General features: G+C 65.4%; 9 protein-coding genes. 2 read left to right on the top strand and 7 right to left on the bottom strand.

Going from position 1 to position 11,978, the window contains the following annotated elements; all coding sequences use genetic code 11:
• Window positions 1-375: 375 nt before the first annotated feature.
• From J7360_RS13585 to J7360_RS13610, 6 genes are all read right to left on the bottom strand, one after another.
• A complete protein-coding gene (locus tag J7360_RS13585; protein ID WP_042821482.1) occupies window positions 376-1,668 on the bottom strand; it encodes an adenylosuccinate synthase in 1,293 nt (430 codons plus the stop codon).
• A 508-nt stretch (window positions 1,669-2,176) separates the two neighbouring features.
• Complete coding sequence (locus J7360_RS13590; protein WP_007962453.1) at window positions 2,177-3,040, bottom strand: protease modulator HflC; 864 nt, start codon at window positions 3,038-3,040, stop codon at window positions 2,177-2,179.
• The gene (gene hflK / locus J7360_RS13595) at window positions 3,040-4,167 is read right to left on the bottom strand and encodes an FtsH protease activity modulator HflK (RefSeq protein WP_007962455.1); all 1,128 of its coding nucleotides are present in this window, start codon (window positions 4,165-4,167) and stop codon (window positions 3,040-3,042) included. The genes J7360_RS13590 and hflK overlap by 1 nt, the downstream gene beginning before the upstream one ends.
• Before the next feature lie 695 nt (window positions 4,168-4,862).
• Entirely contained in the window at window positions 4,863-5,249 is a 387-nt protein-coding gene (gene pilH / locus J7360_RS13600) for a twitching motility response regulator PilH (protein WP_005996155.1), read from the bottom strand.
• A gap of 488 nt (window positions 5,250-5,737) precedes the next feature.
• Window positions 5,738-6,637, bottom strand: a complete 900-nt coding sequence (locus tag J7360_RS13605; RefSeq protein WP_003483926.1) for a DnaJ C-terminal domain-containing protein — start codon at window positions 6,635-6,637, stop codon at window positions 5,738-5,740.
• A gap of 411 nt (window positions 6,638-7,048) precedes the next feature.
• Entirely contained in the window at window positions 7,049-7,525 is a 477-nt protein-coding gene (locus tag J7360_RS13610) for an Hsp20/alpha crystallin family protein (protein ID WP_007962463.1), read from the bottom strand.
• A 162-nt stretch (window positions 7,526-7,687) separates the two neighbouring features.
• On the opposite strand from J7360_RS13610, the gene J7360_RS13615 reads away from it, so the two are divergent.
• Both J7360_RS13615 and J7360_RS13620 read left to right on the top strand, forming a co-directional pair.
• The gene (locus tag J7360_RS13615; RefSeq protein WP_003483924.1) at window positions 7,688-8,170 is read left to right on the top strand and encodes a peroxiredoxin; all 483 of its coding nucleotides are present in this window, start codon (window positions 7,688-7,690) and stop codon (window positions 8,168-8,170) included.
• 42 nt (window positions 8,171-8,212) lie between these two features.
• Window positions 8,213-8,773 carry a ferritin-like domain-containing protein gene (locus J7360_RS13620; RefSeq protein ID WP_003483923.1) on the top strand — a complete coding sequence of 187 codons (561 nt, stop codon included), beginning with the start codon at window positions 8,213-8,215 and terminating at the stop codon, window positions 8,771-8,773.
• Window positions 8,774-9,123: 350 nt separating this feature from the next.
• Here the strand turns inward: J7360_RS13620 and pbpC are convergent, their stop codons facing one another.
• A complete protein-coding gene (gene pbpC / locus J7360_RS13625; protein WP_176214968.1) occupies window positions 9,124-11,514 on the bottom strand; it encodes a penicillin-binding protein 1C in 2,391 nt (796 codons plus the stop codon).
• Window positions 11,515-11,978 lie beyond the last annotated feature (464 nt).

Raw genomic sequence — 11,978 nt, forward strand, 5'->3', positions numbered from 1 at the left:
TTGATCAGACCTTCCCTAAAGAGAGTAATGAAGTAGTACAGCGGCCAGCATCATGGCGCCGGCCCGCAAGACCACACACGGCCGAAAGTCATGCGCCTGCCTGCCAGACGCGAAGACACCCACGTCAAAGAGAAGCTGCGGCAACGACAGGGCACGTATGCATCGAGTCAGGGCAAGGCAGGCCCGACTGGCGCGAGCATGCTACACCGCCATGCTGAACACGCCCCGCATCGATCAGGCGTGCGCGGCCAACACCACTTCATCTGCAGCCGTCACACAGGTGCGGGGCGCATGGATGAGGCAACGCAATGGCATTGTGCAAACAAAAGCCCCGCTTCCGCAGGGCTTTCGTCGGTTCAACCACGCATCAGCCGATCAGGCGAACGGGTCCTGCAGCACCATGGTGTGGTCGCGGTCCGGGCCGGTGGAGACGATCGAGATCGGGCAGCCGGCCAGTTCTTCCAGCGCGCGCAGGTAGGCGCGTGCGGCGGGCGGCAGTTCGTCCCACACGGTGATGCCGTGGGTGTTCTCACTCCAACCCGGGAACTCCAGGTACACGGGGGTGCACTCTTCCCAGCCCTGCGCGTCCAGCGGCGCGTACTCGGTGCGCTTGCCGTGGTATTCGTAGGCGATGCAGATCTTCAGCTTCTCCATGCCGTCGAGCACGTCGAGCTTGGTGATGCACAGGCCGGAAATGCCGTTGATGGCCACCGCACGCTTGAGCGCCACGATGTCCATCCAGCCGCAGCGACGCGGGCGACCGGTGGACGCGCCATACTCGGCACCGCGGTCGCGGATGCCCTGGCCAACTTCGTCGTCCAGTTCGGTCGGGAACGGGCCGCCGCCGACGCGGGTGGCATATGCCTTGGCAATGCCGAGCACATAGTCGATCGCATCGGCGCCAACGCCGGTACCGGCCAATGCGCCACCCACGGTGGTGTTGGAACTGGTGACGTACGGATAGGTGCCGTGGTCGATGTCCAGCAACGCACCCTGCGCGCCTTCGAACAACACGCGTTTACCCTGCTTGCGCAGGTCGTGCAGGATGCCGGCCACGTCCGACTTCATCGGCTGCACGTACTCGCCGAAGGCCAGCGCCTCGTCGTAGGTCTTCTGGAAATCGACCGCTTCCACGCCCAGGTACTTGGTCAGCACGAAGTTGTGGTAGTCCAGCGCGGTGCGAAGCAACTCTTCCAGCTGCGGCGGGTAATGCAGGTCGGCGATGCGGATGCCGCGACGCGCCACCTTGTCTTCGTAGGCCGGGCCGATGCCGCGGCCGGTGGTGCCGATGGCCTTGCCGCCGGCGGCCTTCTCGCGCGCCTGATCCAGCGCGATGTGGTAGGGCATGATCAGCGGCGCGGCCGGGGAGATCTTCAGGCGCGAACGCACTTCCACGCCGGCGTCTTCCAGCTCGCTGATTTCCTTGATCAACGCGGCCGGGGAGATCACCACGCCATTGCCGATCAGGCACAGCGCGTCGTCGCGCAGGATGCCGGACGGAATCAGATGCAAGACGGTCTTCTTGCCGTTGATGACCAGCGTGTGGCCGGCGTTGTGGCCGCCCTGGAAGCGGACCACCGCACCGATTTCCTCGGTGAGCAGATCGACGATCTTGCCTTTGCCTTCATCGCCCCACTGGGCACCGAGCACGACAACTGACTGACCCATGACGGGTGAACTCCTAAGTTTTGCTGCGGCCATCGGGGCCGCGGGATGGGACCGCTGCAGGGCTGGCCGCGACACCCTGCGCGCGGCTCCATCGGGGAGCGTTGCAGTGGCGCGATAGCCCTGACACGGAAAAAGCCGAACCGAGTGCTCTGGTTGGAGCGTGCCCGGCCGGCTTTTGTGCATTATCCGGGTTTCGAGTGACGTGCACTACCCCTTGGCGGACGGCGGATCGGGGGGGCGGGTCAGATTGCGGCTGGCTGTCGGTTGCGCGGTGCTCCGAGCGCTGCCGGTCACTAGGGCCCCTAAGGCCCCTAGCCTGGAAGATCACCGTAGCGACAATCCCAATGGAGTCGTAGGAGCGCACCTGGGCGCGACGGCCTTACCAGGCATGCCCGTCGCGACCGGATGCGCTCCTACGGTGGGGGGCGCGCGTCTGTCTGTCCGGCAGTGAAAGGCAGAAACAAAAACGCCCGCATTACGCGGGCGTCTTTGCTTCAAGCCAGAGCGATCAACGATCGCTCTTGAGGTACTGCAGGAACGGATCGTTCTTGTCCAGCACCACCACGCCGTTGCCGTCGGTCATGGAGCTGCGGTAGGCCTCCAGGCTGCGGTAGAACGCATAGAACGACGGATCCTTGGAACCGGCCTGGCCGTAGATGCGGGCTGCTTCGGCATCGCCTTCACCACGCAGTTTCTGCGCGTCGCGCTCGGCGTCGGCCACGATCACGGTGGACTCGCGGTCGGCTTGCGCGCGGATGGTCAGCGCCTGCTCTTCGCCTTCGGCGCGCAGCTTGCTCGCTTCCTGCTTGCGCTGGGCGCGCATGCGCTCGTACACGTCGGTGATCACCTGGCTGTCGGTCGGCAGGTCGATCTGCTTGATGCGCAGGTCGGTGATCTGCATCCCCAGGCCCTTGATGGCGCCATTGATGCCCTTGAGCTGGTTGGCGATCAGTTCGCTGCGGTCGCCGGAAACCAACTGTTGCAGAGTGCGCGAGTTGATCTGGTTGCGCAGCGAGTCGGTGATGATCGGGGCCAGGCGCGAGTTGGCCACCGATTCCTCGCCACCGGTCGCGCGATAGAACGCCCGCACATCGGAGATGTAACCGATGGCGAAGAAATCCACGCTCACGTCTTTCTGCTCGGCGGTGAAGTAACGCGCCGGAGCGGTGTCCAGCACCTGGAAGCGGCGGTCGAACACGCGCACCGATTCCACCACCGGAATCTTGAAGTGCAGGCCGGGCTTGAGGTCGGCACGCACCACACGGCCCAGGTTGAGCACCATGGCGGTCTGGTCTTCGCGCACGACGAATACCGAGCCCATCAGGGTCAGCAAGACGGCGACGATCAGGCCGATGACTAGCGAATTCTTCATTATTCGGTTCCCTCACGGCCGGTCGGGCGCGGGCCGCGCTCCGGGTTGCGGATGGCCTCGCTACTGGCGCTTTGCGGCGGATTCAACAGTACGTCCTGCGGCACCATCGACGGCATGCTGGCAGTGCCGCCGGAAGCGGCCGGCTTGCTGGCATCGGCCGGCAACGGCACGTAGATGACCTGGCGGCCGTCGCTGCCGATCACCTTGCGGTTCTCCGACAGCACCTTCTGCACGGTTTCCAGCCACAGCCGCTTGCGGGTGACCTCCGGCGCGCCGGCGTACTGGGCCTGCAACAGCGTGAAGCGATCGGCATCACCCTCGGCCTTGGAAATGGTGGCCTGCTTGTAGCCTTCGGCACCGGTACGGGTGCGTGCGCCCTGGCCGCGCGCTTCGGGCACCACCTTGGCGGCGTAGGCCTGGGCTTCGTTGATCAGGCGCTCGCGCACCTGCTGGGCACCATTGACCTCGTCGAAGGCCGGCTTCACTTCTTCCGGCGGACGCGCATCCGGCAAGGTCACGCCGGTGACGGCCAGACCGGTGTTATAGGCATCCAGCGCCGCCTGCAGACGATCCTTGGACGCGATCGCCAGCGGGCCGCGATTGTTGAGCACGGTATTGAGGTCCGAACGCCCCACCTGCTCACGCACGGCACTTTGCGCGGCCTGCTCCAGCACCAGATCGGCATTGCGCGAACCGAACAGGTATTTGCGCGGGTCGCTGATCTGGTACTGCACGTTGAGCGACACGTTGACGATGTTTTCGTCGCGCGTCAGCACCGGCACCTGGTTGCTGAAGGTCTTGATCTCGGTGGCATTGACCTTGCGCACCGACTCGATCGGCCAGGGCAGCTTGAAGTTCGGGCCGGGCTGCAGGATGCGCGAGAACTGGCCGAAGCGCAGCACCACGCCACGCTGCTGCTCGCCGATGAGCTGGAAGCTGGAGAACAGCACCATCAGCACCACCGCGACCAGGATCCAGCGCCCCACGCCGCCGTCGAACAGCTCCTTCAACGGAGCGGGCAGATTGCCCCAACCGCCACCGTTGCCACCACCGCGCGGGCCCCAGGACCTGCGACGGTTGGGGTCCGGGCCGTCTCCGCCCTTGTTGCCGGGTGTGTTCCAGGCCATGCACGCTCCATGATCGAGGGGCTGTGCGGGCCAGTCCCGCAGTGCCGCCATGTTGTTTGATTCGCCGATTCTACTAGATGGGGCAGACCCACCGTTTTGAAAGGCCCGGTGCGATGCATTGTTGGTTTAGCCGGCGGGACGGATCGGGCGGGCCTGGGACCCAGGCAATGGTTGTCGGGCGAGGGCCTTCGCGCTGAGGACCTGAAGACCAGGATGCGACGTGCCGGCGGCAGGCATGGGCTGCCCCTGTCGAGCGCTGCGCACGCGTCTAATGCGCGCGGCCGGGCACATGATTGGTCTTGGCGGCTGAAGACCGTTCACCGGGCGCGTGCCTGCTTGGCAGGGTTCGGGCGCGGGAGGCGATGGGAGACGATGGGAGGCGGAAAGCGTGCGGGCCAAGCGGCGATTGCATCCTTGGCACCCATCCTTTCAACCACCCGTGGTTCCAAGGCGACGCCTGCGCCGCGCGCGTCACCCCAACCGCTCTGCCCTGGCCCATCGGCAGAAGGTGGCGCTCGGCACAGGCTGAAGGTAGAGCTGCGATGCAATGGCGCGAGACGAAGTCGACGTCCGCATCGGCCGATTGCCGAGTCCTCGCCGGACTCCCTACCCCGCGGGAGAGGGTTGGACCGTCTCCCGCCAATCCCACATCTGCGTTGCCGAAATCCAACCTCGATCACGCCTGGCCGGTGCACTTACGCTTTCGGCGGCTCTTCTTTCTGGTTGAACACACGCTCCATCACTTCTAGCAGCTCGTCTTCGGAGAACGGCTTGGTGATGTAGGCGCGGGCCCCCTGGCGCATGCCCCACATGCGGTCGGTGTCCTGATCCTTGGTGGTGACCAGGATGACCGGAATATGCTGGGTGGTGGGCTCGCGCTTGAGCGTGCGTGTGGCCTGGAATCCGTTGAGGTTGGGCATCACCACGTCCATCAGCACCAGATCCGGCAGCGATTCCTTGGCCGCTTCAACGCCGGCAGCACCATCGGTGGCGGTGATGGTTTCGTGCCCCAGCTTCTCGACGATGCGCTGAATCCCCAGCAGCTGCGACGGCGAGTCGTCGACGATCAAAATACGTGCCATGTGTTTCCCCTAGTGTGCGCGGCGAGTGTAGTGCGCCGGCCGCGCTTTCGGTAGCTGGGCCAGGTGCGTTGCTGGAGGGTTCGTGGTCGGCGAGCGTGGCCAGACTGATGGAGCGACGCGCTGTTTTTTCCAGTAGCCGTAGCCATTACGTCGGATAGCACAGGCCGGATTCAACGCAACACTCCGCCGAACGCCGTGTTGCTTTCCTTCTCCTCCCCCTTCATGGCGGGGGACAGGGAGCGCGTAGCGCTGGATGAGGTGGGATCCGGATGCGAGGGGGCAGATCGAGTTGATTATCACGTTGCGGGCAGCCGAACCCTCACCCCAACCCCTCTCCCAAAGGAGAGGGGACGGCTCCCTTCTCCGGCGCCGGCTGAGGCAGCGGCCAAGACTCGACGCTGCGGGTCGCCATCAACTGCCGCGCGGAGCGCGCGTGGCCTCACCCAACCCTTGCGCGCGCAAAGCTGATCTGGCCCGCGCCGCTCAGCTCAGCTCACGGTCTCGCCGAATGCCTTGGCCAGATTGCGGTATGCCTTCTTCTGCGCGTCGTCGGTGGGGGCCGGGGCGAGGATTTCCAGTTCCACGATCTGGTCGCCCGGGGTGGTGCCCGGCAGGCCGCGACCGCGCAGCCGCAGCTTGCGCCCGGCGTCGGAGTCGGCCGGCACCTTCAATTCGACCGAGCCGCCCAGGGTGGGCACGCTGATGGTCGTGCCCAGCGCGGCCTGCCAGGGCATGACCTGCAAGGTGTACAGGATGTTGCGCCCGTCCACCTCGAAATGCGGATGCGCCGCGTATTCGATCTCCAGCAACAGGTTGCCGCCGCCGTTGCCCTGCCCGCTTAGGCGGATCACCTGGCCGGGCTGCACGCCCTTGGGCACGCGCACATCCAGCTGCTTGCCGTTGATGGTGATGCGCACGCTGTCGCCCGAATACACAGCTTCCAGCGGCACCGCAAGCTTGGCGCGGGTGTCGCCGCGCGCCTGCGGGCCGGCACCTGCACCGGGCCCGGCGCCCGGGCCGCGCGGACGACCACCGCGTTGGCCGGCGAACAGGCTCTCGAAGAAATCGCTGAAGCCGCCACCAGCGCCGCCGTTGCCGAACACCTCTTCGAAATCGAAGCCCTGCCCGCCGCCGTAATTGGGCGGGGCCTGGAACTCGTCGCCCGGCCGGAATCCCTGAGCCTTCAACTGGTCGTAGGCCTTGCGCTTGGCCGGGTCGCGCAGCGCTTCGTAGGCCTCGTTGATCGCCTTGAACTTGTCTTCGGCGCCGGCTTCCTTACTGACGTCGGGGTGATATTTGCGCGCGAGCCGGCGGTAGGCGGTCTTGATCTCCGCATCGCCTGCACTGGGCTCCACGCCGAGCGTTGCGTAGTAATCCTTGAATTCCATCTAATCACCTCTGGAAAAAAACGGCCCGCAGCCGAGGCCACGAGCCAGTTCGACGGCCAGCACTCCGGCGGACAGCGCGTGTGCGGCGCGGAAGGCGTGCCCCCCTGCACCGTACGGGCGTACGTGCCGGGTTCGCATACCAGCCGCGTCCGCAAGCGGTCACGCCATGGAGCTGTTGGCCAATCTATTCGCAGCCGGGCGGGCAACCGCGCCTATTCTACGGCGCGACTGTCGCCGGAGAGCGAAGCTGTGTGGCCTCGCCCCAGGTCCGGCGTCCTGCGGCGGCCAGTTCCGGCTGGCAGAGGTGCCCGTCGGAACTGCCGGTCGCCTGGCCGGCCTGCATGCACAGTACAGGCCGGCCAGGCGAACACCGCGCGCCTGCACAGCGCGCCGCCGCGACGTTTCTTGCGCTTACTGCACCGTGCTGCCGCTGATGTTCTGACCGTTGCCAACCTGGATACGGCGCGGCGTGGCGGCCGGGCGCTTGGGAATGCGGATTTCCAGCACGCCGTTATGACCTGCAGCCGTGATGCCATCGGCGTCGGCGCTGTCGGGCAGCGCGAAGCGGCGATGGAAGCTGCCATGGCGGCGTTCAATGCGCGAGAAGCGCTCGGTTTCGGTGCTGGATTCGCTCTTGCGCTCCCCCTTGATCGACAGGATGCCCTTGTCCATCTGCACCTCGATCTGGCTTGGATCGATGCCCGGCAAATCGGCGTACAACACGAAGTGATTGGGCTCTTCCTTGATGTCAACGCGCGGCACCCACTGCGCGGTCACCACGGCCGACTCGTCGGTGTCGCCGTTCTGCTCGAAGAAGCGATCGAACACATGCTTGATCTCGTTCTGCAGCGCGTGGGTGGGAAATTGGGGATAACGAACGATGTTCATTGCAAGCCTCCAAAAAGGTTGATGACGGAGCCGGTGCCTGCGAGGTGCGCAGCTGCGCCGGCCATGTGCGTCAGATAGGCGTGGCCGGACGGATTTCAAGCGCGTTGACGCGCTTTTCCCCTGCCCCTTTCTAGAATCCGTTCAGCCACAGGAGCCTGCCGCATGACCATCCACGTTGGTGACCGCATTCCCGAAGTCGTGCTCAAGCGCCTGCGCGACGGCATCGAGGCCGTCGACACCCACAGCCTGTTCGCAGGCCGCAAGGTGCTGCTGTTTGCGGTGCCGGGGGCCTTCACCCCCACCTGCTCGGCCAAGCACCTGCCGGGCTATGTGGAACACTTCGAGCAATTCCGCAAACGCGGTATCGAAGTGCTGTGCACCGCGGTCAACGACCCATTCGTGATGCAGGCCTGGGGGCGCAGCCAGTTGATTCCCGACGGCCTGCACCTGTTACCCGACGGCAACGCCGAACTGGCGCGCGCCCTGGGCCTTGAAATCGACGCCAGCGGCTCGGGCATGGGCCTGCGCTCGCGCCGCTACGCGCTGTATGCAGACGACGCCGTGGTCAAGGCGTTGTTTGTCGAAGAACCCGGAGAATTCAAAGTCTCTGCAGCCGATTACGTGCTGCAGCATCTGCCGGATTGAGCCCCCCTTTCTCCCATCCACTCAGAAGGAAAACGGCCAGCCATGTCTGATCAGCCAGCCACCAATACTCCCGCCGGTATCACCGACACTGCCACCTTGCGCGCCCGCGCGCGCCAGAGCATCGAAGACGGCGCCATCACCGAGAGCTACCACGCCGATCGCGAGAAGGTGATCGAGTTGCTCAATACCGCGCTTGCCACCGAATACGTGTGCACGTTGCGCTACTACCGCCACTATTTCATGGCCAAGGGCATGCTTGCCGACGCAGTGAAGGGCGAGTTCCTGGAGCACGCGCAGCAGGAACAAGAGCACGCGCACAAGCTGGCCGAGCGCATCGTGCAGCTGGGTGGCGAACCGGATCTCAATCCGGACACCCTGACCAAGCGCTCGCATGCCGAATACAAGGAAGGCACCGACTTGCGCGACATGGTCAAGGAAAATCTCATCGCCGAACGCATCGCCATCGATAGCTATCGGGAGATGATCGATTTCATCGGCGACAAGGACACCACCACCAAGCGCATTCTCGAAAGCATCCTGGCACAGGAAGAAGAGCACGCCGATGAATTTGCCGACATGCTGGAAGGCTGGATCGGCGAATGAGTTGAGGTTGCGATGTAGCGATGCATCGCCATCGAAGATCGCAGCGAGTTGACATTGAAATCGACGCGATGGTGAAACAGACAGGGTAGCGCCTTGAGCGCCCTGTCTGTTTTTTTTTTGCCGCTAGATTGCGCTTAAACGGTTGCGCCCCGTATGAGCAACGACCTACGAGGTAGCCAGATCCCGACGCGCCGCCGCCCTCGCCCACGCATCTGTAGGAGCGCACCCGGGCGCGATGGAGCGTTTCCGGTAACGCCTCGTCGCGCCCAGGTGCGCTCCTACAGGGGATGTCGCGAACAGCAGGTGTCTGCCGCTGAGCACGGGTCGGTAGCACTTCGTTGGCGACCCGATCAACGCAACACCCGAAAGCGCACCTGCGTCCATGCGCCATCGCTGGCCAGTGCGGTGAGGGTGTGCAACCCAACCTCTTCGAAATCGCGCTGAAATCCTTGTCTTCCGTTGGTCTGCGCGATCCAGCGGCCATCCAGCAGCCAATCGATGCGCGCCTCGCTGCCCAACGCACGTAACTGCAACCGCACCGGGCGTGCGGCGTCGTTGGCCCGCGCAAGCGTGGCGCGGTCGCTCAAGCCATCGATGCGTAGCATCCCGCCACCGGTCATGCGCCCGTCCGGCGCACAATCTTCAGCCAGAGGCGGCAGTTGCGCGGCGGCGCGTTCGGATGTACTGAGCCAGGGCGAGACCAACGCCGGCCAGCGCGCCACCGCGCGCGGCACACGCTCATGCGGCTGGCGGCATTCCTGCGACAACCGCTGACCGCTGCGCGCATCGACCTCGAAGCGCACTTGCCCGCTTTGCCACAGACGCGCATCGCGCTCGGCGAAGGTGGGCGGCACTGCGCCGTCGAGTGCGTAAGCATCGGCACGGCGTGCGCAGAGCGCTGGCGGGGTCTGATCCGCAGCGCCACCCAGCGGCCAGCAGATGTCGATTGCCTGCACTGTTGCTGGCATCGGCAACGGGGCGCTGTCGCCGGCCCTGCGCGGCAAGGCATCGATGACTTCGAACATCAACGGCAATGCGGTGACCGCACCGTATTGGCCCGGCAACGGGGTGCCATCCGGCCGCCCTACCCACACGCCGACGGTATAGCGCCGCGTCCCGCCAATGGCCCATGCATCGCGGTAGCCGTAACTGGTGCCGGTCTTCCACGCCACGCCGGGGCGCGCGGTGGTGTCGAAGGTGCCGCTGCCATACCCGGGGCGCGGATTGCTCTGCAAGATCTCGCGCACGATCCAGGCCGCACCCGGCGACATCACGCGGCGATCGATGCGCGCATCGTCCGGCGTGTAGCGCACACGTCCGGCAATACCGCCGCGATTGAGCGCGGCGAAGGCGCCGACCAGCTCCTGCAACTGCGCACCGGTGCCGCCCAGTATCAACGCCAGCGACGGCGCGCTGCCGGAAGGAAAATGCAGCGCAATGCCGGCATTGGATAACCGCGCAGCGAAGCGTGCCGGGCCGATGCGCTCGAGCAGATCCACCGCCGGCACATTCAACGACAGCCGCAACGCCGTGGCCGCGCTCACCGGGCCGTTGAACGCCGCATCGAAATTGCCGGGACGGTAGTCGCCGAAACTCTGCGGCGCATCCACCAACAGGCTTTCGGAATGGATCAGGCCATCGTCCAGCGCCATGCCATACAGGAACGGCTTGAGCGTGGAGCCGGGCGAGCGCCATGCCTGCACCATGTCGACATGACCCAGGCGCTTGCGGTCGCCGAAACTGGCCGAGCCCACGTAGGCGCGGGCCTCCATCGTGGCGTTGTCCACCACCAACAATGCCGCGGAGGTGCGCTCTGGCAGCTGCGAAAAATACGTGGCCACGCGCTCTTCCAGCGTGCGCTGCAATTCCACATCCAGCGTGGTGACGATACGCGCCGCACGCGGCTGCGCGCTATGCAGGCGCTGCGCCAGCAAGGCCGCATGCAACGGTGGCTTGAGCGAGCGTGTGACCACGGGCTCGATGCGCGCATCGTCCACCTGCGCGCGCGACCACACGCCCAGCTCGACCATGCGGTCGAGCACCTTGTCGCGTGCGCGTTGCGCCGCTGCCGGGTGCCGGTCCGGGCGCAGGCGGCTGGGCGATTGCGGCAATACCGCCAGCAACGCGGCCTCGGCGTGCGACAAGGCCTTGGCCGGCTTGCCCAGATACGCCCAGCTGGCCGCCTCCACCCCTTCGATGGTGCCGCCGTAGGGCGCGCGCTCCAGATACAGCATGAGAATCTCGTGCTTGCTCAGGTGCGCCTCCAGCTGCAATGCGCGCAACAACTGCTTGGCCTTGCCCCACGGCGTACGTGTATGCGGGTCCAGGATGCGCGCCACCTGCATGGTCAGCGTGGAGCCGCCGGACACGATGTGGCCCTGCCCGATCCACTGCCCACCGGCACGCAGCAGACCCCAGGGATTGACGCCCGGGTGGCGCCAGAACCAGCGGTCTTCGTAGTTCAGCAGCGCCTGCAAATACAACGGCGACACGCTCTGCGGCGTGGCGGGATAGCGCCATACGCCATTGCGGTCGGCGAATGCACGTAAGGGCGTGCCGTCGCGCGCAACCACCAAGGTGGAGGTGTCGCGGGACTTGGGCAACGGCAACGGAAAGGCCAGATCGAGCAGCAGCATGACGCTCAGCAAGGCAGCCGCACTCAAGCGCAGCCACCGCAGCCAGCGGCGTCGGTTGCGGGCCTGATGGTTCGGCGTTTGCTGGCGCGACGGCGTCCGATCCATCCCTGTTGGTGCCTGCGGCTGTTCATCCATCGCGCAAAGCATGCAGGGCAAAACGCGTTTCGGCTACCGCTGCGCAATTCCAGGCCGGCGTATCTGCAGCGCGATCAGCCGCACGACCAACTGCACGGCCAGCCGGACAAGCTACTGGCCCAAGGACAGGCGCAGACCCTGAGCGACATGCGGACATCCTTGCGCGGCAACCGTTTGATCCCACCTGTGGTCACCGCATGCAGGTGCCTGCGATGCTCAGGGCATTCACGCCGAAGGCGCGGCCGCCACGCTTCGGCAGCAGCACGCATCATCTGCAGGTGGCGGCGATACCCCCGCGAACACACTCGTTTAGGGAAGGTCTGATCAACTCACCGCAGATGCGCGACACTATCGCCTTATGTAGAGGATTCATCCATGCAGCTGACGTTCGGTGACGCTGAGGGCTTGGGCAAGCGTAAGCAGACCCGGCGCGA

This window comes from Xanthomonas sp. D-99 (assembly GCF_017746145.1).
GTDB lineage: Bacteria > Pseudomonadota > Gammaproteobacteria > Xanthomonadales > Xanthomonadaceae > Xanthomonas > Xanthomonas cissicola.